The 26,331-nt window shown below is 64.3% G+C and carries 24 protein-coding genes; 14 read left to right on the forward strand and 10 right to left on the reverse strand.

Features of this window, described 5'->3' with window-relative positions:
- Window positions 1–72 precede the first annotated feature (72 nt).
- Window positions 73–996: a dienelactone hydrolase family protein gene (locus AQZ50_RS02380; RefSeq protein ID WP_067741945.1), complete on the forward strand. Its 924-nt coding sequence runs from the start codon at window positions 73–75 to the stop codon at window positions 994–996.
- A gap of 38 nt (window positions 997–1,034) precedes the next feature.
- On the opposite strand, the gene AQZ50_RS02385 is transcribed toward AQZ50_RS02380, so the two are convergent.
- Together AQZ50_RS02385 and AQZ50_RS02390 are read right to left on the reverse strand one after the other, a co-directional pair.
- Complete coding sequence (locus tag AQZ50_RS02385; protein ID WP_156427198.1) at window positions 1,035–2,306, reverse strand: Xaa-Pro dipeptidase; 1,272 nt, start codon at window positions 2,304–2,306, stop codon at window positions 1,035–1,037.
- A 14-nt stretch (window positions 2,307–2,320) separates the two neighbouring features.
- Window positions 2,321–3,232, reverse strand: coding sequence for a hypothetical protein (locus AQZ50_RS02390; RefSeq protein WP_067741949.1), 912 nt, complete (start codon window positions 3,230–3,232; stop codon window positions 2,321–2,323).
- 62 nt (window positions 3,233–3,294) lie between these two features.
- Here AQZ50_RS02390 and AQZ50_RS02395 point away from each other — a divergent pair, with 62 nt between their 5' ends.
- Window positions 3,295–4,419: a DUF2332 domain-containing protein gene (locus AQZ50_RS02395; protein ID WP_082703356.1), complete on the forward strand. Its 1,125-nt coding sequence runs from the start codon at window positions 3,295–3,297 to the stop codon at window positions 4,417–4,419.
- A 36-nt stretch (window positions 4,420–4,455) separates the two neighbouring features.
- Here AQZ50_RS02395 and AQZ50_RS02400 read toward each other — a convergent pair whose 3' ends face one another.
- Window positions 4,456–6,303, reverse strand: coding sequence for a methyl-accepting chemotaxis protein (locus AQZ50_RS02400; protein ID WP_067741951.1), 1,848 nt, complete (start codon window positions 6,301–6,303; stop codon window positions 4,456–4,458).
- A gap of 434 nt (window positions 6,304–6,737) precedes the next feature.
- On the opposite strand from AQZ50_RS02400, the gene AQZ50_RS02405 reads away from it, so the two are divergent.
- Window positions 6,738–9,230 carry a TonB-dependent receptor gene (locus AQZ50_RS02405; RefSeq protein WP_231730069.1) on the forward strand — a complete coding sequence of 831 codons (2,493 nt, stop codon included), beginning with the start codon at window positions 6,738–6,740 and terminating at the stop codon, window positions 9,228–9,230.
- A gap of 70 nt (window positions 9,231–9,300) precedes the next feature.
- On the opposite strand, the gene AQZ50_RS02410 is transcribed toward AQZ50_RS02405, so the two are convergent.
- The 3 genes from AQZ50_RS02410 to AQZ50_RS02420 all read right to left on the reverse strand — a co-directional run bounded on the left by AQZ50_RS02410 (window position 9,301) and on the right by AQZ50_RS02420 (window position 14,345).
- Window positions 9,301–10,674: a class II 3-deoxy-7-phosphoheptulonate synthase gene (locus AQZ50_RS02410; RefSeq protein WP_067741952.1), complete on the reverse strand. Its 1,374-nt coding sequence runs from the start codon at window positions 10,672–10,674 to the stop codon at window positions 9,301–9,303.
- Between the two features lie 121 nt (window positions 10,675–10,795).
- The gene (locus tag AQZ50_RS02415) at window positions 10,796–13,675 is read right to left on the reverse strand and encodes a M16 family metallopeptidase (RefSeq protein ID WP_067741955.1); all 2,880 of its coding nucleotides are present in this window, start codon (window positions 13,673–13,675) and stop codon (window positions 10,796–10,798) included.
- A gap of 103 nt (window positions 13,676–13,778) precedes the next feature.
- Window positions 13,779–14,345, reverse strand: a complete 567-nt coding sequence (locus AQZ50_RS02420) for an FKBP-type peptidyl-prolyl cis-trans isomerase (RefSeq protein WP_082703375.1) — start codon at window positions 14,343–14,345, stop codon at window positions 13,779–13,781.
- Between the two features lie 153 nt (window positions 14,346–14,498).
- On the opposite strand from AQZ50_RS02420, the gene AQZ50_RS02425 reads away from it, so the two are divergent.
- The 7 genes from AQZ50_RS02425 (at window position 14,499) to miaB (ending at window position 19,780) form a co-directional block, all read left to right on the forward strand.
- Window positions 14,499–15,074 (forward strand): NifU family protein, encoded by a 576-nt coding sequence (locus AQZ50_RS02425; protein WP_067741958.1) that lies wholly within the window; start codon window positions 14,499–14,501, stop codon window positions 15,072–15,074.
- An 83-nt stretch (window positions 15,075–15,157) separates the two neighbouring features.
- On the forward strand, window positions 15,158–15,805 hold the full coding sequence (gene tsaB, locus AQZ50_RS02430) for a tRNA (adenosine(37)-N6)-threonylcarbamoyltransferase complex dimerization subunit type 1 TsaB (RefSeq protein ID WP_067741962.1): 648 nt from the start codon (window positions 15,158–15,160) through the stop codon (window positions 15,803–15,805).
- A 17-nt stretch (window positions 15,806–15,822) separates the two neighbouring features.
- Complete coding sequence (locus AQZ50_RS02435) at window positions 15,823–16,293, forward strand: GNAT family N-acetyltransferase (protein ID WP_067741965.1); 471 nt, start codon at window positions 15,823–15,825, stop codon at window positions 16,291–16,293.
- Between the two features lie 203 nt (window positions 16,294–16,496).
- Window positions 16,497–16,937, forward strand: a complete 441-nt coding sequence (locus AQZ50_RS02440) for a Ros/MucR family transcriptional regulator (protein ID WP_067741967.1) — start codon at window positions 16,497–16,499, stop codon at window positions 16,935–16,937.
- A gap of 202 nt (window positions 16,938–17,139) precedes the next feature.
- Window positions 17,140–17,562 (forward strand): Fur family transcriptional regulator, encoded by a 423-nt coding sequence (locus AQZ50_RS02445; protein WP_067741969.1) that lies wholly within the window; start codon window positions 17,140–17,142, stop codon window positions 17,560–17,562.
- Window positions 17,534–18,403: a lysophospholipid acyltransferase family protein gene (locus AQZ50_RS02450; RefSeq protein ID WP_067741972.1), complete on the forward strand. Its 870-nt coding sequence runs from the start codon at window positions 17,534–17,536 to the stop codon at window positions 18,401–18,403. The genes AQZ50_RS02445 and AQZ50_RS02450 overlap by 29 nt, the downstream gene beginning before the upstream one ends.
- Window positions 18,404–18,457: 54 nt before the next feature.
- Window positions 18,458–19,780, forward strand: coding sequence for a tRNA (N6-isopentenyl adenosine(37)-C2)-methylthiotransferase MiaB (gene miaB / locus AQZ50_RS02455; RefSeq protein WP_067741976.1), 1,323 nt, complete (start codon window positions 18,458–18,460; stop codon window positions 19,778–19,780).
- A gap of 35 nt (window positions 19,781–19,815) precedes the next feature.
- On the opposite strand, the gene AQZ50_RS20310 is transcribed toward miaB, so the two are convergent.
- Window positions 19,816–19,965 carry a hypothetical protein gene (locus AQZ50_RS20310; protein WP_156427199.1) on the reverse strand — a complete coding sequence of 50 codons (150 nt, stop codon included), beginning with the start codon at window positions 19,963–19,965 and terminating at the stop codon, window positions 19,816–19,818.
- A gap of 295 nt (window positions 19,966–20,260) precedes the next feature.
- Between AQZ50_RS20310 and AQZ50_RS02460 the strand changes: the two genes are divergently transcribed.
- From AQZ50_RS02460 to AQZ50_RS02475, 4 genes are read left to right on the forward strand one after another with little or no spacing between them, the layout of a single operon-like run.
- A complete protein-coding gene (locus AQZ50_RS02460) occupies window positions 20,261–21,343 on the forward strand; it encodes a PhoH family protein (RefSeq protein ID WP_067741979.1) in 1,083 nt (360 codons plus the stop codon).
- A complete protein-coding gene (gene ybeY, locus AQZ50_RS02465; RefSeq protein WP_231730070.1) occupies window positions 21,340–21,846 on the forward strand; it encodes an rRNA maturation RNase YbeY in 507 nt (168 codons plus the stop codon). Before AQZ50_RS02460 ends, ybeY begins: the two co-directional genes overlap by 4 nt.
- A 26-nt stretch (window positions 21,847–21,872) precedes the next feature.
- Window positions 21,873–22,826, forward strand: a complete 954-nt coding sequence (locus tag AQZ50_RS02470; protein WP_067742453.1) for a hemolysin family protein — start codon at window positions 21,873–21,875, stop codon at window positions 22,824–22,826.
- Between the two features lie 60 nt (window positions 22,827–22,886).
- Window positions 22,887–23,768, forward strand: coding sequence for a LysR substrate-binding domain-containing protein (locus AQZ50_RS02475; protein WP_067741982.1), 882 nt, complete (start codon window positions 22,887–22,889; stop codon window positions 23,766–23,768).
- Window positions 23,769–23,777: 9 nt separating this feature from the next.
- Here AQZ50_RS02475 and AQZ50_RS02480 read toward each other — a convergent pair whose 3' ends face one another.
- From AQZ50_RS02480 to AQZ50_RS02490, 3 genes are all read right to left on the reverse strand, one after another.
- Window positions 23,778–24,755, reverse strand: a complete 978-nt coding sequence (locus tag AQZ50_RS02480; protein WP_067741985.1) for a GGDEF domain-containing protein — start codon at window positions 24,753–24,755, stop codon at window positions 23,778–23,780.
- Between the two features lie 11 nt (window positions 24,756–24,766).
- The gene (locus AQZ50_RS02485) at window positions 24,767–25,564 is read right to left on the reverse strand and encodes a hypothetical protein (protein WP_067741987.1); all 798 of its coding nucleotides are present in this window, start codon (window positions 25,562–25,564) and stop codon (window positions 24,767–24,769) included.
- 103 nt (window positions 25,565–25,667) lie between these two features.
- Complete coding sequence (locus AQZ50_RS02490; protein WP_067741990.1) at window positions 25,668–26,327, reverse strand: pyridoxamine 5'-phosphate oxidase family protein; 660 nt, start codon at window positions 26,325–26,327, stop codon at window positions 25,668–25,670.
- Window positions 26,328–26,331: the final 4 nt, after the last annotated feature.

Here is a 26,331-nt window from a genome sequence, read left to right on the forward strand (position 1 = left end):
CGGCGATGGCTTGCATGCCGCGATGAGCGGCGTATCCTGCGTCAACACGCTGACATCCAAGGAGCCCGCGCGATGTGCGATGCGCTGACCGAACAGGAAAACGACGCTTTTCTGGCGCGTCTTGCGCCCCGCTTGGTGCTGGCCAATCCCGTGCTCGACCGTCGCCGCTTTGGCGTGCTCGGCGCGGGCGCAGCGACGCTCGCAACCGTGCCCGGATGCGCCGCCAAAGTCGCCGATCAAAGCCCCGGCATGCCGGTTGCAGGCCACGCCGTCGCGATCACCACGCCTGACGGCGTGGCCGATGCCTGGTTTGTGACGCCCACCGCGGGCAAGCATCCGGCGGTGATCGTGTGGCCCGACATCGCGGGACTGCGCGAGGCTTACAAGACGATGGCCGCGCGGCTGGCGGGCGCGGGCTATGCCGTGCTCGTGGTCAACCAGTACTATCGCGGGGCGAGGGCGCCCGTGCTCGATTCGCTCGTCGCCTGGCGCACACCCGAAGGTCAGGCCAGGCTCAAGCCGCTGATCGAAGGGATCACGCCCGCGGGAATCGCGCGCGATGCCGCCGCTTATGTCGCCTGGCTCGACCATCGGGCCGAAGTCGATACGGCGCGCCGGATCGGCACTGCGGGCTATTGCATGGGCGGGCCCTCTACCGTGCGCACCGCCGCGGCCGTGCCCGGCAGGGTCGGCGCAGCGGCCTCGCTCCATGGTGCGGGTCTGGTCGATGGGGCGTCCGGGGCGGACAGCCCGCACCTGCTGCTGGTCAGGACGCACGCCGCATTCCTGTTTGCCATCGCGCAAAACGACGATGCGCGCGCCCCCGATGACAAGACCACGCTGAAACAGGCCGCCGCCGCAGCCGGTCGCCCGGCGGAAATCGAAGTCTATCCCGCGCAGCACGGCTGGTGCACGCTCGATGCCCCGGTCTACGACGAGGCGCAGGCGGAAAAGGCCTGGGGCCGCATGTTGGCCCTGTTCAAGGCGAATCTTTGATCGCCCACCCTTCGATCGCCCCCCTTCGATCGCGGCGCCTATTTGACGACGTCGCCGCCTTTCATGACGTGGGCGACGGTTTCCAGCACGGTCACATCGCGGGTCGGATCGCCCGCGACCGCGATCATGTCGGCATAGTGGCCCGGCGACAGCGCGCCGACATCCTTGCTCCAGCCGAGCATGTCCGCCGAAACCGTCGTCGCCGCCTGAATCGCCTGCATCGGCGTCATGCCCCATTGCACCATGTATTTGAACTGGCGCGCGTTGAGCCCGTGGGGATAAATCCCGGCATCGGTCCCGAAGGTCAGCTTGATCCCGGCGCGAACCGCCTTTTGAAAGCCCTGCCGCTGGGCGAGCGTCGTCTCGGTGTTCTTGCGCATGTAATCGTCGGGATAGTGATCGCGGCGCCCGATTTCGTCGGTCCAGTCGCCGTTATAGACATCCATGTCGAGATAGACGCCGCGCGCCTTGGCCAGCGCGAGGCCTTCATCGTCGATCAGGCTGGCATGTTCGATCCCGCGCACCCCGGCGCGGATCGCCGCCTTGATCCCCGCCGCGCCATGGGCATGCGCGGTCACCCATGATCCGCGCGCGCGGGCGACCTCGACCGCAGCGCGCATCTCGTCTTCGGTCAATTCCTGTTGTCCGGCCTCGGTGCCGATCGCAAAGACCGCGCCGGTGGCGATCAGCTTGATCGAATCCGCGCCGTGCTGGAACAGATAATTGACCTTTTGCGTGACTTCGGCGGGGCTGGTGACGACGCCCGCGCGCATCTCGTCGGGGACATGGACATCGGGCGCAAACCCGGTCACTTCGCCGCCGCCGCCGGGCACGGTGATATAGGCGCCGACCGCTGCCATGCGCGGGCCGATGACATCGCCGCGATTGATCGCATTGCGCAATTCGACATCGGCAAAGGCGCGGAAACAGCCGACATCATGCACGCTGGTAAACCCGGCGAACAGCGTCGCGCGGGCATTGCGCGCGCCCATATAGGAGACTTCCATCGCCGAATGGAGCAGCGGCTCGGCGGGGTTGTTGGTTTCGGCGGTGTCGGCAAGGTGAACATGCATGTCGATCAATCCGGGCAGGACGGTATAGCCCGACCAGTCGACGACTTTGGCACCTTGCGGCAACGGGCCCTCCGGCATGATCGCCGCGACCCGCCCATCCTCGACTCGCAAGACGCGCGCGCCTTCGACCGTGCCCTTTTCCGGATCGACCAGATGCCCGGCGCGGACATAGACCGTTTCGGCCCGCGCCGCCCCACCGGCCAACAGCGCCAGTACCGCCGCCATCACAATCCGCATCTGCGCCTTCACCCTCATGATCCGCACAGCGACCGAACTTCGCCATGCTGCACTTTTACGCCCAGCGGACAATGCGCCCGCAACACCGCGCCAAGCTGCACTTCCTCGTCATGCGCATCGGCATGGCGCAGCGCATCTTCGCCGTCGGGCTTCGAAAAATCGAACCATCCGCGCGGGCCTTGACCGATGCCATAGCCGATTGCGACATCGGCAATCTGCTCGACCCGGGCAACGATCCGGTAATGCGCCTGATGATTGCGCCAGCGCCCCGGCGGATATTCGCCCGAAAGCCCGCCCTGACAATCGACCGCACCGGCCGGAATCAGGCGATGCGCTTCGAGCAGGCCCTGCACCGGCAATCGAGCCGGACAAGCGCCCGCGACAGTCGCGCGCGACGATACCACCCGCCAGGCGGCCTCAGATCGCGCAGGCCCTTCATCGAACAGCCCCGGCGCGTGGCCCAGTTCGACCACGTCGCCCGAGCTCGCCCCGTCGCTTAGCGCCAGCCGGTCGAGGCTGAAATCGACGCTGAAACGCCGCCCGGTTTCGTTGCGCAACACGACGGCATAGACGAGGTCGAACGTGTGCCGCCCATCGGGCAGGCGCCCCATATCGCGAACATAGAGCGCGCCCGCCGGATTGTCGCCATGCCCTCCCGGCGGCGGCACAGGCCGATGCCCGTCGTGCCCGAACAGCAGATGCAGCAGCAAGGCGCCAAGCGCGACGGCCCCCAGCACGACCAGCCAGCCGAGCGAGGCCGTCGCACGTTCAAGCGCTCCGGGGATCGCCACCAGAAAATCCCGCAGCGCCGCGCGCCGTGCCTTCTTGTCCTTCCTGCTCACCACAATCCCCGAAAAGTGCGTCGGCCCCACCCTTTGCCCAAAGCCGGTGTGCCGGTCGAGCCATTCCTGAAGCCAATATGGCACGCCCAGCCTTTCGCGTACAAACGCGTAGTCCGCAGTTCACGCACATTAAGCCCGATCTCGCCATGGTGCGCAAACGCCTTGCGAAAGACATCGGCCCTGTGTTCCTCAGCAAATTGACGCCCGCGACGCTCCTGCCCCACGCGCTGGACGAACACGACCCGCTCGCTGCGGCGCGCGCAGACTTGTTCCGCCAGGCGCAAGCCGCCTGTGCGCTGGGTTCGCCGTTCGTGCGCGATGTTCTGGTTGCCGCCGCGCGCCAATTGCCGCGCGCGCCGCTGCTGTCGATGCGCCTGGCCATCTGGCAGGGCGATCGCGCTTCGGCGGCGATGGCCCTGCGCGTCAACGGCGCGCTCCATGCGCTGGCGCGTTCGGGCGAAGTCGCTTCGCTCAGCGCGCTTTACGCAGCGCGCAGCGGCGATACCGACCGCGCCATCGCCGATGCGTTCGAAGCCGCCGACGCCACGCTGGCGCAGTTTGTCGACGGCCCGACCCAGACCAATGAAGTCGCCCGCAGCGCTGCGCTCCATGCCGGGCTGATGCTTGCCGCAGAGCGATTCGGCCACCCGCTCGAATTGCTCGAAATCGGCTCAAGCGCCGGGCTCAATCTCAATCTGGCGCGCTATGCCTATTGCCTCGGCGGAACGTCGGCGGGCGATCCGGCATCAACCGTGCGGATCGCGCCGCATTGGCATGGCCCCGCGCCGCGCCGCCACCCCTTGCGCATCGCCAGCGCCACCGGGGTCGACCTGACCCCGCTCGATGTCGCCGATCCGGAATGCTGCGAACGGCTGCTCGCCTTTGTCTGGGCCGATCGCGACGACCGCATGGTGCAATTGCAGGCGGCCATCCGCCTGGCGCGGCTGCACCCCCCTCGCGTCGAGCGGGGCGACGCCGCCGACTGGCTCGACGCGCAGCTTTCCCGGCCGCAATCGGCAGGGATCACGCGCGCCGTGATCCATTCGATGGTTCGCCAATACCTCGACGCCGCGACAAGGGCGCGGATCGCGCGGGCCTTCGCCCAAGCCGGTGCGCGCGCCGACGAGCGCCATCCGCTGGTCCACCTGTTCTATGAATGGGATGAAGGTCGGCGCAAGGTCGAGCTGGTCCTGACCACCTGGCCCCACGGCGAAACCCGCCTGCTGGCCCATCCCGACCCTTATGGCGATCGGGTAAGCTGGATCGGGTGAGTCCCGGCCCGAGCAATCGGCCCGGGCACGCCTCTATCAGAACTCGGACCAGTCATCCTCTGCGGCCACAGCCGCGCTCGTCGTGCGCGCCACCGGCACGGGCCGGGGCGCAGGCGCGCGCAGAGCGGGAAAGACAGCAATCGCGCGAGGACCGCTGCGGCGGCCATGCGCAACGCGCGCCGGTTCGTCGCTGACGGTAAAGGCGGCCACCGCATCGCCCAACTTGTGCGCTTCCTCGGCCATGAGATTCGTCGCGGCGGTGGTTTCCTCGACCATCGCGGCGTTTTGCTGCGTTGTCCGGTCCATGTCGACGATCAACCGGCTGACCGCGTCCATCGCCTGCGACTGGCGCGAGGCGGTTTCGGCGATGGTTTCGATCGCGCCGCTGACATGGCCGACGCGTTCGATGATCCGTTCGAGCGAATGCCCGGTCTCGTCGACCAGTTCGACGCCCTGACGGACGTGCGAGGCAGCCGATCCGATCCGCACCTTGATGTCCTGCGCCGCAGCCGTCGAGCGCTGGGCAAGCGCACGCACTTCGCTGGCAACGACGGCAAAGCCCTTGCCCGCTTCGCCCGCGCGCGCCGCCTCGACCCCGGCATTGAGCGCCAGCAGGTTGGTCTGGAATGCGATCCCGTCGATCAGCGTGGTGATCTCGGCAATTTCGCGGCTGGCCTGATCGATGCCGTTCATCGCCTCGATCGCGCGCCGCACGATGCCGCCGCCCGCTTCGGCTTCGGCGCGGGCATCGCTCATCGCGCTGTTGGCGCGCGTCACTTGCGCGCTGCCTTCGCGCATCAGGCCGGTGATTTCCTCGATCGAGCGCGACGAATTGGCAAGGCTCAGCGCCTGTTGCTCGCTGCGCTGCGACAGCTCGCTGACCGCGTCGCGGATCTCGCCCGCATTGCTCCCGATCGAGCTTACCCCTTCGCGCACCACCAGCATCGCCGCGCCAAGCTTGTCCATCGCCGCGTTGAAGTCGACCGCAAGCGCGGCGAATTCGGTCGGCAGGGCATTGAGCCGGTGGGTAAGATCGGCAGTCGAAAGGCGATGAAGCGAAGCGCCGATGGCCTCGACCGCCGTGCGCACATTGCGTTCGGCGACCAGCTTGTCGCGCGCCGCATCGCGAAACACCCCGACCGCGCGCGCCATGTCGCCCAGTTCATCCTCGCGATCGGCATCGGGGACATGCACATCGTGGTTGCCCGCCGCGAGCTGCGACATCACCCCGGTCAGCGCGACGATCGGGCGGGCGATCCCCTGCCCCAGCTTGCGCGACAGGATCAGCGCGAGCCCGATCATCGCGATTCCGCCCAGGACGAGCGTGATCAGCGCGGTGGTGATCGCGTTCTGTTGCCGCGCGGTGTTGACCGCAATCAGCTTGTCTTCGGCATCGCGCAATGCGCGCAAGGTCAGCACGGGCCGCGAGATCAGCACCGCCTTGCCCGCCGCGCGCACATCGGCCTCGGCGCTTTCGCGCCCGGCTGCCTTGACTTCGGCAATCAGCCGGTCGCCCCAGTCGCGGCGCCAGGCCAGCGTGTCGGCGCGCGCGCTGCGCACCAGCGCCACTTTGTCGGGATCGGACAACTGCGCCTCAAGCGTCGTGGCGGTATGATCGAAATCGTCGCGCGCTTCGTAGTAAGATTTGAGATAGCTCTCATCTCCGGTCACCAGATAGCCGCGCATCTGGCTGTTCTGACGCAGCAACGCGGATTCGAGCGCCTGCGCCTCGGCATGGATCTGCTGGCTGTGATCGTTGCGATCGTTCACCGAGCGAATCATCAGGATATTGGCCAGGAAAACGGCCATCATCACCGCAGCCGAAGCGATCACGAAGACAAACGACAGACCAAGCTTGCGCTGGATGTTGAGCGAATTGAGCATTCAGGAATTCTCCGCCGGCAGACTTTGGACGACTGCGCCGCAGCACCGTCCTTGGCCCTGTTCCGTTTGACACCGGACTCAGCCAGGGTCGGCGCCTATCCCGTCCGCGATAGGCACCATGGATTAACCATGTGCGGCAGCCCGGATACGCAACGACACGCCCGGATCGTTTACCGGGCAACAGGCCGCGATCGCACCGCGTGCCCGGCAAAGCCTTGCCGGGAACGTCCATCCATCTGATCGGAATATGTAAAAACGCCCGGAGCGCGGCGCGCTTCGGCGGGTCGGCGCGGATCGCGAAGCCTCGTTTTCCGCAGCGATCGGCGCCCGCGCCCGCCCCCGATCCGCAATCGCGCGGATGGCATGCCCTGCAAGCCGTTAATCACCGCCAAGCATCACAGCGCTCACAAGGTATAACAGGCAAGAGGACTTTCGTGAGGAAAACAATCACCCTGCTCGCGGTCACGACCGCGCTCTTCCCGCTCAGCGCCTGGGCGGACAGTCCGGTCGGCGATGCCGCTGCCGATCCTGCCCCGGCCAAGAGTGCGTTCACCACCGGCGTCGCCAAAGGGCGCGACCTGCTCGACACCGCCATTTCCGCCAGCACGCTCGATGAAGGCGACATCGCCCGCATCGGCACCCGTTCGGTCGCCGAAGTGATCGGCAATATCCCCGGTATCCGCGCCGAAACCTCGGGCACCGACGGCCTCACCGCCATTACCATCCGCGGTCTTCCGCTCGCCGCCGACGGCTCGAAATTCATGCAGATCGAGGAAGATGGCCTGCCCGTCCTCGAATTCGGCGACATCCATTTCGGCACGTCCACCGCCTTCCTGCGCACCGATCTCAGCCTGAGCCAGGTTCAGGCGATCCGGGGCGGTTCGGCATCGACGTTCGCGTCGAATTCGCCCGGCGGCGTGGTCAATTTCATCTCGCACACCGGCGAAGTCGACGGCGGCGCGCTGGAACTCTCGTCGGGGCTCAACTATTCGCTTGGCCGGGTCGACTTCGACTATGGCGCAAAGCTTGACGATCACTTGCGCTTCAACATCGGCGGCTTTTACCGACAGGGCGAAGGCCCGCGCGCGACCGGCTATGACGCCTATCAGGGCGGGCAGATCAAGTTCAACGTCACGCGCAGTTTCGACGCCGGATATGTCCGGCTCTATGTCAAAGTGCTCGACGACCGCGAGCCGAACTACGCTCTGGCCCCGGTGGCGGTCAGCGGCACCGACGCCAGCCCGCATTACAGCGTGCTGCCCGGTTTCGACGCGCGCACCGACACGGCCTCATCGCGCTATATCGGCTCGACGCTGGGGATGGATCAGAACAACAATCCCGAACTGATCAACCTGCATCAGGGCAACCGCAGCAAAGTGCGCTCGATCGGTCTGGAAAGCCAGTTCGACATCGCCGGCTGGACCGTTACCGACCGTTTCCGCTATTCCGAAATCAGCGGGGCGTACAATGAAACGCAAGGGCTGGCGATTGCGCCGGCGGCTGCGATTGCCGCCATGTTCGGCGGCCAGGGCGCGACGCTCAGCTATGCCGACGGACCGCAGACGGGGACCGCGATCACCAATCCCGCCGCGCTTAACGGCAATGGCCTTGCCGCCTACAACTTGCGCATCAATGTCGCGCTCAACAGCCTGAACAACGTCACCAACGACTTGCGCGCGAGCCGCGTCTGGGCCGTTGGCGGCGGCAAGCTGACCACCACTGCGGGTGTCTATGCCTCGTCGCAAGACGTCAACATGATGTGGAATTTCAACACCGAGATCAGCGATTATGCGGGCGGCGGCAACAGCACGCTGCTCGACCTCACCACTGCCAATGGCGCGCTGCTCACCCAGCAGGGCACCTTGTCCTATGGATTGTCATCGCCGACGGGCAACGACTACCATCACTATTACGATGTCAATTTCCGCGTCTTTGCGCCTTATGGCTCGATCAACTACCAGCTCGGCAGGCTCGCGGTGGGCGGCAGCCTGCGCTATGACGCCGGTCGTGTAAGCGGCAACGTCTATGGCGACGACCTTGGCGGCGGACGCATCGGCACTGCCACTGTCAATCTCAATGGTTCCGGCCCGATCACGCTGCCCGAAACGCAGGTCGCCGTTCTCCCGCTGTCGCAGCCGGGTCTGGTCGATTACAATTATGACTATGTGTCCTATTCAGTCGGCGCCAATTACCGTCTGGCCGATGACCTGTCGGCCTTTGCCCGGTACAGTCGCGGCGGTCGGGCCGGCGCCGAGCGCGCGCTCTATCCGCCTTCGATCAACCCCGCCACCGGCCAGTTGACCAACCCGGCAAGCGCCTATGATCCGGTCAAGCAGGCCGAAATCGGCGCCAAGTATCGTCAGGGCGGAATGACGCTTTATGTGACGGCATTCTGGGCCTCGACCATCGACAGCAATTACCAGATCTCCGCCGACGCCAGTGGTCAGGCGGTCGTGATCCCGATCGACCGCAAATACAGCGCCAAAGGCGTCGAAGTCGAAGGCGAGGCACGCCACGGGCCATTCAGCCTGCGGCTTGGCGCGACGTACACCAAGGCAAAGATCGACAGCGATGCCAACGATCCCGCGCTCAACGGCAACACCCCCCGTCACGAGCCGAATTTCTACTTCACTGCCATGCCGCAATTCGAAAACAGGCTGATGTCGATCGGCGCAAACCTGATGGGCGTCACCAGCAGCTATGCCGAGGACAACCAGGGGCTGAAGCAGCCGGGCTATGTACTGGTCAATCCGTTCGTCGAACTGCGTCCGGCAAAGCGGGTCTCGGTCCGGCTCAATGTCTACAACCTGTTCAACACGCTCGCGATCGTTCAGGCCAGCGCGTCGAACCTGCCCGAAACGGGCGTGGTCAATGCCCAGGTGCTTAACGGTCGCACGGTCACCGGCGCAGTCCGCCTGAGCTTCTGATCGAGAAGACCGACACAAAAAAGGGGCGCGGCAGTCACCTGCCGCGCCCCTTTCGTGTTTTCCGAAAAATTCAGGCCGCTTCGGCTTTTTCCATGGCGCGCTGCGTATTGATCGATTCGGCCAGCAGAAAAGCCAGCTCCAGCGACTGCGCGGCATTGAGCCGGGGATCGCAATGGGTGTGATAGCGATCGGCCAGGCCTTCTTCGCTGATCGCGATGGCACCGCCGGTGCATTCGGTCACGTTCTGGCCGGTCATTTCGATATGAATGCCGCCCGCATGCGTGCCTTCGGCGCGGTGCACCGCAAAGAAGCCTTCGACTTCCCTGAGGATACGGTCGAACGGCCGCGTCTTGTAGCCGTTGTCGGCCTTGACCACATTGCCGTGCATCGGATCGCACGACCACACCACCGGATGGCCTTCGCGCGCAACCGCGCGGACCAGCGGGGGCAGCCCTCCTTCGACCTTGTCCTGGCCAAACCGGCTGATCAGCGTGATCCGCCCTGCTTCGCGCGCCGGATTGAGCGTGTCGAGCAGCTTCAACAAGACGTCCGGCGCAAGGCTCGGCCCGCACTTGAGCCCGATCGGATTGTCCACCCCGCGCAGGAATTCGACATGCGCCGAACCTTCAAAGCGCGTGCGATCGCCGATCCACAGCATGTGCGCACTGGTGTCGTACCATTTGCCGGTCAGCGAATCCTGCCGCGTCATCGCCTCTTCATAAGGCAGCAGCAGCGCTTCGTGACTGGTGAAGAAGCTGGTGCCCTGCAATTGCGGGACCGTCTTGGGATTGATCCCGCACGCTTCCATGAAGTCGAGCGCTTCGCCGATCTTGTCGGCCATTTCGCTGAACTTCGCCGCCCACGGGCTCTTGCCAATATGGTCGAGCGTCCACTGGTGGACCTGGCGCAAATTGGCATAGCCGCCGCCGGCAAAGGCGCGCAGCAGATTGAGCGTCGCCGCCGCCTGCGAATAGGCGCGCAACATGCGATCCGGATCGGGAATGCGCGATTCGGGGGTGAAATCGATGCCGTTGATATTGTCGCCGAGATAGCTCGGCAATTCGACATCGCCCTGGCGCTCCATCGGCGACGACCGCGGCTTGGCAAATTGCCCGGCCATGCGCCCGACCTTGATCACCGGCTGCTTGCTGGCAAAAGTCAGGATCACCGCCATCTGCAACAGCACGCGAAAGGTGTCGCGGATGTTGTTCGGATGGAATTCGGCAAAGCTTTCCGCGCAGTCCCCGCCCTGGAGCAGAAAACCGCGACCCGCCGCCACTTCGGCAAGATCGGACTTGAGCGCACGCGCCTCGCCGGCAAACACCAGCGGCGGAAAGCTCGTCAGGGTCGCTTCGACCGCCTGAAGCTTGTCCACATCGGGATAGACCGGCATGTGCCGCGCCTCTTGCCCGCGCCAGCTATGCGCATTCCAGTTGCTTGCCACGTTTCCTCGTCCTTGGATCACGGCCGACAGTCGGCCGAGCGCGCGAGATAAGCGTGCAACGGCGCAAAAGCAAAGGGAGCGTTCCGATTACAATGATCGATGGGGCGCAATCGCAGCCAAATCAGCGTTTTTCAGGCACGACTTCCAGCTTCCACGCCACACCGGGCTTCAAATAGCGCTTGGCCAGCTCCTGCATCTCCTGGGGCGTGGTCTGTGACGAATCGGGCAGGATCGAGCGCAAGTCGGCAATCTTGCGCGGTTCGAGCGCGCCGCCCTGCAACTGATCGAGGTAGAACCCGTTGCCGGTCGACAGGCGGGTGATCCATTGCTTCATCGGCTCGGTCACGCGCGCGATCTCGTCCGCGCTGGGCGGCGCCGCGGCCAGATCGGCGGCGATCGTATCGGCAGCGGCAAAGAACGCGGCAAGATCACCCGGACGCAATTGCGTGGTCGCGGCGAAATACCCGCCCGAAGACAGATCGAGCGGCCATGACGAGCTGACTTGCGGGGCATAGCTTGCCCCGATCTTTTCGCGCATCACGTCGAACAGCCGGTTCTGGAAGATTTCGGCCAGCAGACCGAGCTGGCGCGATTCGCGCAAGGCCATGCGCCCGCCCCCGGTCGGCCAGGCGACAACCGCCGCCGCGCTGTCGGGGTCGCCCCGATGCGTCAGCACCAGCGGCGTCTCGTTGTGCGCGGGCAGATGCGGCGCCAGCGGCGCGAGCGCAAGCGGCGTGCGCATCGGCAGCGCGCCGAATGTGCGTTCAAGCGCGGCAATCCCGGCCTCGCGCGGAAAATCGCCGAACACGTCGACTTCGATCGGCCCCTGCTGCAACAGCGGTTCCCAAACACGGCGGAAACCATCGGGCGTCGCCTTGGCCAGCTCGGCCGGATTGGGCTGGGCAAAGCGCGGATCGCCGTCGCGGATCAGCCAGGGCAGATCGCGCTGCAGCACCTTGATCGGCGAACCGTTGGTGCTTTCGTAATTGAGCCGTGCCGCCGCCAGCGCGCGCGATACGGGATGATCGTCCCAGCGCGGCATGGCGAGCTTTGCCGCGAACAGATAGAGCTGATCGGCCAAGTCGTCGGGCCGGGTATCGGCATAGAACCCGAACGCCTTGTCGGTGATGTCGAAATCGAGGCTGAGCTTGCGCCCGGTGGCCAGCCGGTCGAGATCTTCGCGCCCGTATCGGGCAAAGCCGCTATCCATCAGCGCGGCATCGCCGAGCGCGGCATAGACCGCATCTTTCGGATTGATGGCCGCAAACCCGCCGCCGAAACGCACGCGCACGATAATCCGCCCCGGCTCGGCATCATTGGGCCAAAGCAGAACCTTGACCCCGTTGGCCAATGTCATGCGCTCGATCCCGAGCAGGCCGGTCGGCACATCGTCGATGACTTTGCCGGGGGCGCCGATTTGCGGCAGGTCGGCAAATGTCAGCTTTGACGCCGCGACCCGGCTCCCGGCGGCGGCGTCGACCGGCGCCAGCATCGCCGCGCGCACATCTTGCGCCGTTCCGTCGCTCGCCTTGGGCGTGATCAGGACCGCGCGTTCGACTGTCCCTGCAAATATCGCACGGGTATGCGTCAGCACCGTTGCGGGCGTGAACAGGGGGATCGTCTTCTTGAAGATCGAATAGACCGTATCGGGATTGGCGACCGTTTCGCGAATATCGACCGCTTCGGCAATCTCGTCGGCCAGTTTCGAGCCGGCCTCGGTTTCCTGCGTCTCGACAGGAACTTTGTAGGCGACATCGAATTCGGCGACTTCGCGGGCGATTTCCTCTTTGCTCGGCGGCGTTGCCAAAGCATCGGCAATCACCGCGCGCGCATCGCGCACGGCCGTTTTCCAGTCGTCGCCAAGCGGGGTGACGGTAAGCAGCGTCGCGTCGGCCGAGCGGCTGATGCGGCTCTGGTCGACCGAGGCAACAAGAAAGCTGGCATTGCCGCGCGCGCGCGCTTCAAGCCGACGGTTGATCAGCGCCAGCGCCAGCCGGTCGATGATATTGCCCTCGTTATAGGCAATTGTGTCGTTGACTTTGTGCCAGGGGCGCAGGATCGCGGCGTTGAACACGCGCGGCAAATCGGGCTCGACAATCACGGCGGTTCCATCGACCGGGTTTGCCCCGGGACTTGCCCGGCGATTGTCGGCGGGCGCCTTGGGTTCGCCGAAATCGGGCTGCGGCGGCTTCTTGCCGATGGCCTGCCAATCGCCAAACCACTTGCGGATTTCCTCGACCAGGCTCGCCGGGTCGACATCGCCGGCAACCACGATCACGGTGTTGTCGGGGCGATACCATTTGTCGTGAAACGCCTTGATGCTCTCGGCGGTCGCGGCCTCGAGCGTTGCGACTTTGCCGATCGGCGAGCGATCGGCCAGCGGCTGGCCATTGAAGAACGCCGCGCGTGTCGCTTCGATGACGCGCATCTCGGCCCCCTGGCGCTCGCGCATTTCGGCAAGCACGATCGGCACTTCGGTCCGAACTCCTTGCGGGGTAAAGATCGGCGCCGCGATCATCCCCGACAACAGCTTGAACGTTTCATCGAGCGTGGGCGGCGATATATTGGGCACATCGAGCTTGTAGACTGTCTCGGTCGGGCTGGTTTCGGCATTGGTGTCGCTGCCAAACGTCGCGCCGAGCTTTTGCCAGGTCGGGATCGCCTCGCCCGATTTGAGGTATTTGGAATCGCGGAACGTCAGATGCTCGATGAGATGCGCATATCCGCGCTGAGCATCGGTTTCATACAGCGAGCCGACATCGGCGACCACGCGGATCGACACCTGCCCCGGCGGCACGCCGTTGTGACGCACCGCATAGCGCAGGCCGTTCGGCAAAATGCCGAAAGTCCACTGCGAGTCGTGCGGCACGTCGGACCCGACGTAGAGCCAGGGGACGTCCGTCGCCGGCGCGGCACCGGCAACCCCGGTGGGAAGCACGACGCCGGCAAGGAGGGAAACAACAAGACCGAAACGCGCAATGCGCCGACGCTGGGAAGCCATATTCCGGGACTATAGGGCGCACAAAAATGAAGGGCCAGTGAATAGGCGGGCAAAGACCTGCCCCACCCACATTTCACTGGCCCCACATTTCAGCAGCCCGGAATCAATGTGCGGCCGGAGCGGCTGGCGCACCCTTGGCTTCGCCGGCTTCCTGCGCCTTGCGCATCGCTTCGACTTCGGCAGCGGTCTTGAAATCGACCAGTTCGATCTGGAAAACGAGATCCGCATTGGCCGGAATCGCTTCGCCCGCGCCCGCCGCGCCATACCCCAGCGTCGCGGGAACGCACAGGCGATAGACGCTGCCGCGCGGCATCAGTTGCAGCCCTTCGGCAAAACCGGGAATGACATTGTCGAGGCTGAGCGGCGTGCCCTGGTTCTGGTCGAACACCTGGCCCGTGGCGGCAAGATAACCGATATAGCTGATCAGAACAAAATCGCTCTTGCCCGGCTTCGCCCCGGCGCCCTCGCGCAGCGCCGCATAGCCGAGGCCCGACGCCGTCCTGGCCGAACAGGCGCGCAAGTCCGCCGAAACCACCGGCTGCAACGGCAGCTTGATGATCGCCCCGGCAACGGACGGCTTTTCGGCCGCCGATGCAGCCGCGGCAAGGTTGGGCGCGCACAAAAGGAGCGCGGACAGGGCGGATGCGATTCGCAACGAGGGCTTGATCATGCCCATGCGCATAAGGCGCGCGACACGCGCCCGCCAGCGGGGAAACACCGCATAGCCCCTCGCATGAGGCAAAAAGCCGGTTTTTCGAAACTGTTTGGACGTATTAGACCCCGCGCCCCTTGACCCGATGCCCCCCTGATCTAAATGCGAATCATGTTCATTGAAACTGAAACGACGCCCAATCCGGCCACGCTGAAATTCCTGCCCGGGGAAGTCATCATGGCGACGGGTACGCGCGAATTCACCTCTGACGAGGCAGCCGCCGCTTCGCCGCTGGCGCAGGCCCTGTTCAGCCTGGGTGATGTCACGGGGGTATTTTTCGGGCGCGATTTCGTGTCGGTCACGATCGCCCCGGGTTCGGCGTGGAGCGATGCCAAGCCGCAAGTGCTTGCCGTCCTGCTCGACCATTTCGTCTCGCAAACGCCGCTGTTCGCCGTGGCCAGCGCCGATTTCGCCGTGCCTGAAGCCGATGACGGCGATTTCGCCGACGATCCCGCCGATGCCGATGTGATCGACCAGATCAAGGATCTGATCGAGACGCGCGTGCGCCCGGCGGTGGCCAACGACGGCGGCGACATCATCTATCGCGGATTTCGCGACGGCGTCGTGTTCCTGCAGATGCAGGGCGCCTGTTCGGGCTGCCCTTCGTCGACGGCCACGCTCAAGAACGGTATTGAATCGTTGTTGAAGCATTATGTTCCCGAAGTGAACGAAGTGCGCGCAGCCTGAACGCCCGATCCAGGAATACTTGCCGACCATGACACAGCCCGCCTCCGCCGTGCCCGGCCCCATCGCGTGATGGCGGATCGGCTGTGAACGCGCGCCTGCTTGTCATCGACTGCGCGACCGAGGCCTGTTCGGTCGCACTTTTCGAAGGCGGCACTTTACTGGCCGGCGAATACATCGAGCTTGGCCGGGGTCATGCCGAACGCCTGGTTCCGATGATCGCCGCGCTTCCCGGACACGGACGTGCGGCGCGCATCATGGTCAATCTCGGGCCGGGCAGCTTTACCGGCATTCGCGTGGGAATTGCGGCTGCGCGTGCGCTGGGGCTTGCCTGGGGATCCACCGTGGGCGGTTATGGCTGCCTGGATCTGGTCGCGGCGATGGCGCAGAACGCATATCCGGGCTCGACCATCGATGTGGTCATGTCCGGCGGGCACGGCGAATGGTTCTTTCAGCCGTTTGCCGCCACCGGCGAGCCCGAGGCGCCGCTTGCCTCGCTCTTGCCAGAGGCGGCGATCGAGCGCGCCGCTGCACGTGTCATTGCCGGCAGCCAGGCTGCGGCCGTAGCGACACGAACCGGCGCTCTGGCGCACGCCATCCGTCCCGACGCGCGCGCCTTTGGCTTGCTCGACGCAGCGACATGGCGCGACGAGACGAGCCCGGTCTATGGCCGGGCACCGGATGCGCGCCTGCCGGTTGCGGCGCCTCCCGCCGCGACACCGCAAACGGCCTGACGCAAGGAAACCCGCCGGTGCTCCCTCCGCTCGACGATGTCGACCGTATCATGGCTATCATGGAGACCGCTTTTCCGCCGGAATTCGGCGAAGCCTGGAACCGCCGCCAGGTCAGTGACTCGCTGTTGCTGGCGGGCACGCATCATGGACTGATCGCCCCCGACGGCAAAGCGAACCTCGACGAAGGCGAAAATGCAGCGGGCTTTTTTCTGTCGCGCGGTTTGTTTGACGAAGAAGAACTGCTTCTGTTCGCGATTGCACCGGCATGGCGCCGACGCGGGCTTGGACACCTGTTGCTGACGCGTTTTATAGAAAGCGCCCGTCAACGCGGCAAAAAACGACTGCTGCTGGAAATGCGCCGCAACAATCCGGCGGGTATTCTCTATGCGGCCCATGGCTTTCGACCGATCGGAATACGCCCTCGGTATTATCGCACATTGAACGGAGAGCGGATTGACGCGATTACACAGGAACTCGTCATCGAATGAATCCATTCCGAAACAAGTTGACTGTGTAATTTTCGTAATTTTTCTCGTTGCCGTGCAATACCTGATTGTTTAAGAATATGCATGGTCTATATGGCCACTGTCGAATGGGAGAGTCGATCCACCTGATCGGCAAAAAGCCAGCAATATCAATAGCATGGCCAATAGTAAAAACGGGTAACCATCAGAAAGAAGGTCGGTTCGCAATGTCCGAAACTGAAAATGATCTGCGCGAGACGCTGATTACGCTTACGTCCGATATCGTCGCTGCCCATGTCAGCAACAACAGCGTTGCCGTTGGCGACCTGTCGACGTTGATCACCAACGTCTACACGGCTCTTGCAGGTCTCAAGCCGGCGGAACCGCAGGCAGAACCGACTCCGGAACCGGCGGTTTCGATTCGCTCTTCGGTCAAGAACGATCACATCGTCTGCCTTGAAGACGGCAAGAAGCTGAAGATGCTCAAGCGGCATCTGGCTACGCGCTACAACTTGACTCCTGATCAGTATCGCGCCCGCTGGAATCTTCCGGCCGACTATCCGATGGTTGCTCCGGCCTATGCCGAAAAGCGCCGCGAACTGGCCAAGAAGATCGGCCTCGGTCGCAAGCCTGCGCCCAAGCGCGGTCGGGCCAAGGCGGCAAGCTGATCGCTTGATGCCGGGCCGCCGACGCGGCCCATGAAGAACACCCGCATGACCGTTGGCAATCCGGCATCGCCGGGCGCTGCAATGGTCTTGCGGGTGTCTTTTTGCCAAAAATCTCTATCGCTCCCGCCGGCCATTGCAGTCTGTGTCCGACAGCCTATCATGAGCGGGCCTTCCACTTGCGCCTTCCACTTGCGGATGACACGTGCACCAGCCAATCGACATCGAAGCCCTCTGTGCCGAACGCGGCTTGCGCATCACCGACCAACGCAGGGTGATTGCCCAGGTTCTGTCGGAGAGCGATGACCATCCCGATGTCGAAAAACTGCACGAACGCGCCGTCGCGCGCGATCCGCGCATTTCGATCGCCACGGTCTACCGCACCGTGCGCCTGTTCGAAGAAGCCGGCATTCTCGACCGCCACGATTTCGGCGATGGCCGCGCCCGCTATGAAGCGACGCCCGAGGCGCATCACGATCATCTGATCGACGTCGAAACCGGTCGCGTCATCGAATTCGTCGACCCCGAACTCGAAGCCTTGCAGCGTCAGATTGCCGAAAAGCTCGGCTATCGCCTGGTCGATCACCGGATGGAACTTTATGGCGTCAAACTTGGCCGTGACGCGTAATCGCACGGTCGGGCCCGATCGCGGCGCGCCGATTTCGTGGGCCGGATGGGTGCGCCTCGTGCTGCGATCGATCGGATTGCTGATCGCGTTGGTGATCTGCGTGCCGCTGCACTATGCCTATCGCACCGTGCATTACGGATCGCCCTTTCCCAAACTGTTTCTCCGCATCGCCTGCCGCTTGTGCGGCGCGCGGCTGCGCGTGCACGGCGTTCCGCTCAAGCGTGACGTGTTCTTTATCGCCAATCACTTGTCCTGGCTCGACATTCTTGCGCTTGGCGGGGCGAGCGGGACAGCGTTTGTGGCCAAGGCCGAACTCTCGGTGGCGCCCGTGGTCGGCTGGCTGGCGCGGATAAACCGGACTGTCTTTGTCAGCCGCGAAGATCGCATGGGCGTTGCCGACCAGATCAACCGGCTGCGCGAGGCGCTCGCCGACAATTGGTCGATCACGGTCTTTCCCGAAGGCACCACGACCGACGGAAAATCGCTGTTGCCATTCAAGACCTCAATGCTGCGCGTGCTCGAACCGCCGCCGACAGGGATCATGGTTCAGCCCGTCCTGCTCGATTACGGCGGCGACATCGGCGAATGGATCGGCTGGATCGGCACCGAGGCCGGAGTCGACAATGCCAAGCGCATTCTGGCGCGACGCGGCTCGTTCAAGCTCGAAGTGTTCTATCTCGAACCGTTTGACCCGCGCGATTTTCCGGGACGCAAGGCGATCGCAGCCGAGGCGCGCGCGCGCATCCTGCCTGCACTCGAAGCGCGCCTTGGCCAGCCGGTGCGCCCGTTCGCCCATGTCGTCAGCCCCGTTCGCTACGCCCCGCCCGAAGAGGCCGCATAACCACCTCTCCCCCCCTTTGCGCCTCAGGTGAATCTGGCGTATGGGCGGGCGCTTATGACTGCGAACACCCCGCCCCGCACCTTTCACGTCAAAAGCTTCGGCTGCCAGATGAACGTCTATGACGGCGAGCGCATGGCCGAACTGCTTGTTGCCGACGGGATGACCGCCGTTGACGAGCGCGAAACCGCCGATCTGGTCGTGCTCAACACCTGTCACATCCGGGAAAAGGCGACTGAAAAAGTCTATTCCGACATCGGGCGTCTGCGCCGGGAAGACGGCTCGACCCCGCTGATCGCGGTCGCGGGCTGCGTCGCCCAGGCCGAAGGCGCCGAAATCATGGCGCGCGCGCCGCAAGTGCGCGTCGTCGTCGGCCCGCAGGCCTATCACCGTCTGCCCGAAATGGTCGCTTCTGCCGCCACCGGCGCGCGCGAGACCGAAACCGACATGCCCGCCGAGGCGAAATTCGCCGCGCTGCCCAAACGGCGCAAGTCGACCCCGACCGCTTTTCTGACCATCCAGGAAGGCTGCGACAAGTTCTGCACTTATTGCGTCGTACCCTATACGCGCGGCGCGGAAATCGCGCGGCCGTTCGCCGATCTCGTCGACGAGGCCAAGGCGCTGGTCGACGGCGGCGCGCGCGAAATCACGCTGCTGGGGCAAAACGTCAACGCCTGGGCGGGCGAAAATGCGGTCGGACAGGCGATCGGACTCGCCGGGCTGGCGCACGAACTGGCCAGGATCTCCGATCTGGCGCGTATTCGCTATACCACCAGCCATCCCGCCGACATGGATGATGCGCTGATCGAGGCGCACGGCAGCAACGCAAAGCTGATGCCGTTTCTCCATTTGCCGGTGCAATCGGGCAACGATCGCGTGCTGCGTGCGATGAACCGCAGCCACAGCGCCGAGGGCTACCTCAAGATCATCGAACGGGTGCGTGCCGGGCGCCCGGACATTGCGCTCTCGGGCGATTTCATCGTCGGGTTCCCGGGCGAGACCGAGGCGGAATTTGCCGACTCGCTCGCGCTGATCGACGCCGTGGGCTATGCGCAGGCGTTCAGCTTCAAGTATTCGCCCCGCCCGGGCACCCCGGCGGCAACGATGGACGGCCAAATTGCCGCCGAGGTCATGGACGATCGGCTGCAACGCCTGATGGCGCACATCAACCGCGATCAATTGGCATTCAACCGCGCCTCGGTCGGCAAGCGCTGCACCGTTCTGGTCGAGCGGCGCGGGCGCCAGCCGGGGCAGTGGCTGGGCAAATCACCCTGGCTGCAATCGGTTCATTTCACCGATGAAGCGAATATCGGCGACCTGGTCGAAATCGATCTGATCGACGCCGGTCCCAATTCGCTGGCCGGGCGGCGCGTCGGCTGACACGACCGCCCGGTTTGACCGCCCGGTACGACCGCTCAGCCGTGATGCGCGCGGTGGTGCGGATGATAGTGGTGATGCGGCGCCGGATGGTGATGGCGATGAAAGGGGCGGGCATCGGCCATGGCCGGAGTCAGCGCAAGCGCGGCAGCGGCAACGGTGATGGCGGCAATGAGTGTCGAGCGCATGGAACACGTCCTCCTGTTTTGAGGCCCCGATTGCGGGGCAACGCAGAACGCTATGGCACGGCCACGATGAACCGTCACCGCACAGGGCCTGCAGAAACGATTCAGCTTTGTCGCAAGCCCGCGACATAACCCCGCGATTGGCCCTGATTTGCGCCTTTGTGCAAACAGGCTGTGCAAATCAGCGCAAACGGGGCAAAATTCGTGATTGCCTGTCTTGCGCCTGCCACATCACGGCATAATCTTGGGCTGCATTATCCGGATGCACCCAAACAAGGGAGACACCCCCAAGGGGATTATGGCCCGCAAGTTCCCCCGCGCCACGACCGAGGCGCATCGCGATTCGCATGGCGAACCTTCCGGCCACTATGGTGCTGCGCACGAGGGCGCGCATCGCAGCGACGTTCAGCGTCGCGCCCGAATCGAGATAGAGTTCGATGAACAAACCGTGCTGGGCGCCTTGTTCGGACAGTTCGATACCAATCTCGTGCAGATCGAAAACCGGCTGGGCGTCTATATTTCGGCGCGCGGTGCCAAGGCCCTGATCGAAGGGCCCGACGATGCCGTGGCGCGCGCGCGCGACGTCTTGCGCGCGATGCATCAACGGCTCCTGTCGGGGCAGGAAATCGATGCGGGCGCCGTCGATGCGCTGATCGCGATGTCAAACGAGCCGACACTCGAAGGGATCATCACCGGCGCTCCGCTCGACAATCCCCCGATCCTGATCCGTACCCGGCGCAAGACCATCGCGCCCCGGTCAAAGACACAGATCGACTATATGCGCGCGCTGATCCGCGACGATGTCATCTTTGCGCTGGGCCCGGCAGGCACCGGCAAGACCTATCTCGCCGTGGCGCAAGCCGTCGCGCAACTGATGAACGGATCGGTGCAGCGGCTGATCCTGTCGCGCCCGGCGGTCGAAGCGGGCGAACGGCTCGGCTTTTTGCCCGGCGACATGAAGGAAAAAGTCGATCCCTACCTCCGCCCGCTTTACGACGCGCTTTATGACTGCATGCCGCCCGAACAAGTCGAGCGGCGATTGGCTTCCGGCGAGATCGAAGTCGCGCCGATCGCCTTCATGCGCGGACGCACGCTGGCCGATGCCTTTGTCATTCTCGACGAAGCGCAAAACACCACGCCGGCCCAGATGAAGATGTTCCTCACCCGGTTTGGCCAGAACAGCCGCATGGTGATCTGTGGCGACCCGCGCCAGGTCGACTTGCCCGGCGGCGTCGCGGGCAGCGGCCTTGCCGATGCGGTCCGTCGTCTCGAAGGGGTCGACGGGATCGGCACGGTGCGCTTTGGATCGGGCGATGTCGTGCGACACCCGATTGTCGGGCTGATTGTCGAAGCCTACGAAGGCGAGGACGCCCTGCCTTGACCGCTCCTGCAGGCGTGCCCGCGCTCGACATCGACATTGATCCGGTCTGGAGCGAAACCGTCGACTGGGAAGCGCTGGCCGCTGCGGCGACGCAGGCTGCGGCGGCGGTCGCTCCGGAATTGGCCCACGCACACATGCTGGTCAGCCTGGTCATGGCCGATGACGAGGAAGTTCACGCGCTCAACAAGCAATGGCGCGCCAAGGACAAGGCGACCAATGTCCTGTCATTTCCGATGCTTTCGCGCGAGGAAGTGCTGTTGGCCGGGGACAATGCCGATGCCCCGGCGATGCTCGGCGACCTGATCCTGGCGCATGGCGTATGTACCCGTGAAGCGGCCGAAAAGGGCATTGCCACGACGGCCCATACCAGCCACCTGATCGTCCACGGGCTGCTCCATCTTGCCGGTTACGACCATGAAGAGGGCGAACGCGAAGCCGAGGAAATGGAAGCGCTGGAGCGGAAGGCGCTTGCGCTCCTGGGGCTTGCCGACCCATATGCGTGATCCGGCAAACCATGGAGAATGACCTAGTGCCCGAGGGCAACGGGTCCGGCGGCGAAAGCCGTTCGGGCGAAGGCGACAGGTGCACCGAGCATCGCGGGGGTGGACTTTGGCGCAAGGCCAGGGCCCTGTTCCGCGGATCGGACCACGACCAGTCTCTGCGCGCGCAGATCGAGGAAGCGATCGAGGAACACGAAGGCGAAGCGCGCGCCACCGGCGAAGGCGCGGGCGACCTTGTGCCGCTCGAACGGCAGATGCTGCGCAATCTGCTGCATTTCAGCGAACACGACGCCGACGACGTTGCCATTCCGCGCGGGCAGATCGTCGCTGTCCCGGCAGGCGCAAGCTTTGCCGAACTGGTCTCCGCCTTTTCCGAACACGGCCACAGCCGCCTGCCGATCTATCGCGAATCGCTCGATGAAGTGATCGGCATGGTCCACATCAAGGACGTGTTCCGGATCGTTGCGGACATGGCGCTTGACGGTGTCGCCCCACCGGCGGACTGGTCGAGCCTGATGCGCCAGCCGCTGTTCGTGCCGCAGGCGCGCGGCGCGCTCGACGTGCTGGGCGACATGCGCGCGAGCCGCATGCACCTGGCGATTGTCATCGACGAATATTCGGGCACCGACGGGATCATCACGATCGAGGATCTGGTCGAAGAGATCGTCGGCGAAATCGAGGACGAACACGACGATGCCCCGGTCGACCTCATTCACCGCATCGACGCCGACACCTGGGATGTCGATGCCCGTGCCGAGCTGGACGACGTCGGAAAAAGGGTGGATCCCCGACTTGCCATTCTGGACGAGGATGTGGATACGCTCGGCGGTCTGGCGGTTGTGCTGGCTGGCGAAGTACCGCCGGTCGGGCGGATCATCGATCATGACAGCGGCTGGCGGATCGAAGTGACCGATGGGGACGAGCGAAGGCTGACCCGGTTGCGGCTCCATGCCCCTGCACCGGCGGACGATGATGGTGAATGAAGGGCAAAACATGATCGATACGACCGGTCGAGGACGACCATTTGCCCTGCGGGGTCGGCCATGATCCGCCGCCTTCCCCCGCTGCGTTCGCTCGAAGCGTTTATCCGCGTGGTGCGCGCCGGCTCTGCCAAGACAGCGGCGGCCGAACTCGCGCTCAGCCCGTCGGCGCTGTCGCGTCGGCTGGGCGCGCTGGAAGAATTCGTCGGCAAGCCGCTGTTCGAACGCAAGCATCAGGCGCTGAAGCTGACCGAGGAGGGCCAGGTGCTCTATGATTCGGTCGCGCCGCTGATCGACGAAATGGCCGACCGTATCGAGCGGCTGATCGACACCGGCAAAGTCATGCGGCTGCGCCTCGGCGTGCTGCCGCTGTTTGGCAGCCAGCGGCTGTTTCCGCGCCTGGGCGAACTGCGCAAGCTGCATCCGCAATTGCATATCGACATCGACAGCGGCCATGCCGCCGAAACCAAGCTGGGCGATACGATCGACGCCGCGATCATCCTGTCCGAAGGGCCCGATGCCTCGCTTCACGCGGTGCGTCTCGATCACAACCGCGTCTATGCCATCGCCAACACCGAAATGGCCGCGCAACTGGGCGACCGGCCCGACGTCGAAAAGCTGTCGAAGCAGACGTTTCTCGTCCACAACGACTTGCCGATGAGCTTTGAAGCGTGGAAGCGCACGCTCCATCTCGAAGGCCTCGAACCGGCGGCGGTCGACCATTTCGATTCGGGCCAGTTGCTCCTCGAAGCCGCGGCCCAGGGTCTGGGCATCGCGATCATGCATGATGACCATTTCTCGCGCAGCCATGATACGCGGCTGGCGCGGGTCTATGACATCGAAGTCGACAGCCCCTACAGCTATTGGTTCGTGTGCCGTCCGCGCGCGTTGCAATCGCGCCCGGTACGGCTGTTCCACGACTGGATGATCAAGGCCGGATTGTAAGCGCGCCCTTTACCGGGCCAGACTCTCGATCCGGTTGCGACCATTCTGCTTGGCCGCATAGAGCAGGCGGTCCACCGCATCGATGAACGCGCGCGGTTCGCTCGCGCCGTTTGCCGTGACTGTGCCCACGCCGATGCTGGCAGTCAGATAGTCGCTGACCGACGATGCCTCGTGCGGAATGCGCAAAGCGGCGATCGCTGCGGCGCTGGCATCGGCCAGCATGCGCCCGCCCACCGCATCGGCCCCGGGCAACAGCGCCACGAATTCCTCGCCGCCAAAGCGCGCCACCAGATCGCCCGCGCGCCGTGCCACGCCCTGCAACGCGCGCGCCACCGCGACGAGACAGGCATCGCCGCCGACATGGCCATAGCGGTCGTTGAACTGCTTGAAAAAATCGATGTCGAGCAGGATCAGCGACAAGGGCTGACCATTTCGCCGCGCGGCGTGCCATTCGGCTTCGAGCCGCTGATCGAAATGGCGGCGATTGGCGATACCGGTCAGGCCGTCGGTCAACGACAGCGCTTCCAGCTCCTTTTGCAGCCGGACGAGTTCTTCTTCGGCCTTTTTGCGTTCGGAAATGTCGAACATGAAGCCGACCAGGCTGTCGACTTCGCCATCAGGCTTGCGCACGACATGGACGACGTCGCGAATCCACACATGACCGCCGTCCTTGGTCAGCGCGCGATAGTCCGCTTCGTGATCGACCCCGGCCTGCGACTGCGCGACGCAGAAATTGACCACGCGTTCGCGCTCGTCCTCGTGAATTCGGCTCGCCCAGTCCTCGACAGTCAACCAGCTGCCCTGATCCCAGCCAAGCAAGTCTTCGATCTGCGGCCCGATATAGGCAAAACGCATGGTCGCCCAATCGATTTTCCACGGGATCGCCCGGGTCGATTCGAGCAGAGTCTTGTGCAGGGCCAGTTCGTTTTCGAACGCACCCGCTGCGACGGCCGCGCCAAAATCCTGATTGAAGGCAAGTATGGTCATCGTCGAAATCCTCAGAGCGGGCGAGAATGGGCTGTGTCGCGGGCATTCCAGTACCAGTGGAAAAATCCACCGGTCGGTTGCAGCAAAGTGTGGGTCAGAATGGTGTCGTGCTCGATATTGCCCCAGCAGGCGCGCGCCGAATTGCGGTTGTTGTGCAAGTCGAGGCATTCGAGATCGGGCAGCGCGGGCTTTGGCGGGATATAGAGCGCCGAGCCTTGCGGCACCCACAAGTCCGCCAGCCGCATCCTGCCGAGCGCTGGCCAATAGCGCCCGACCGAAATGACCAGCGGAACGCGGGCATCGGTCGAAGCAAAGACATGGGGAAAATCGTGGTGTTCGAGATCGGTGCAGACCACGCTCAGCAGGCGGTTGCCGGTATTCTGATAGGGCGACCAGTGGCCGGCCCAGACCCCGTATTCATATTCGACTTGCGCCAGATCGTTGACCGGGCTTTCGAGACGCACCGCCTGCCCCGGCTCGACCAGCGTGATGCCGAACGCGGCCGCGATCATGTGCGTTGCCCAAAGCGGTTCGAAACAAACCGTCTCGGCGACAAAGCCGAGCCGCGTTTCAATACCGTAAAGCTGGCAATCCTTGACCGCTGACACCCCGGACACGATGACTTCGCAGCCCATGGCCAGACGCGGATCGGTCGGCGCGGCATCGATCGGGGTCACACCCGACGGCGGCTCGGCCAGATAGACCGGAAAGCCGCCGTCGTTGAAGAACCAGGGTGTCTGTGACGGATCGACCGCCTGCGATGCGCGGTCGATTTCAAATACTGGTGGGTCCAGATGTTCCGTGACCACGCATCGGCTCCGTAAAAATACTGATGCCGCCGCTATCGCCTCGAAACATTTGAAGTGTGGTTAATATCGCCTCATCTTGGTCCGGAACGGTTACTTTTCCGCCTCAGCGCAAGCGCCCCGAGGCGATCAGCCGGGCCAGTTCTTCGGGCAAAGGCAAGTCATGGTGCGGCCCCGGCGCGGGCTCGGCAGCGCCCAAGGCCGTGCGCATCGGCAGGACTCCGGCCCAGACCGGATAGTCGGCTTCATCATCATCGCCCGGCGGCGCCACGCGGTCCTTTACGCTGGCTTCCTCGATGTCCATCCACACCACACTGGTCGCCTTTTGCTCCTGCGCGCTCATCGGGCGCAAGCTGTCCCAACGGCCGGGGAACACGTCATCGACCAGATGGCGCAGCGCGGCGGCGATTTCGTCGGGATCGGTCAGGCTCTGCGCACGACCGAACACCATCGCCGAGCGGAAATTGACCGAATGGTTATAGGCGGAACGCGCCAGCACATAGCCATCCATCAAGCTGACGGTCAGGCACACGCGCTGCCCCTCGATCTTGCGCAGAAAACGGCTCGCCGCCGATCCGTGCCAGAATACCCGGTTGCCTTTGCGCCAATGGATCGTCGGGGTGACATAGGGCTCGCCATCGATGACATAGCCGACATGACACAGGGGCGCAGCGTCGAGCACGGCGTGAACCGCCGCATGCTCGTGACTGCCGCGTTCGTGCATCCGGCGGATTTTGCTGCGCTCGGTTACGGGAAAGCTCGACATGATT

This window comes from Novosphingobium sp. Fuku2-ISO-50 (genome assembly GCF_001519055.1).
In the GTDB taxonomy this organism is placed as follows: Bacteria; Pseudomonadota; Alphaproteobacteria; order Sphingomonadales; family Sphingomonadaceae; genus Novosphingobium.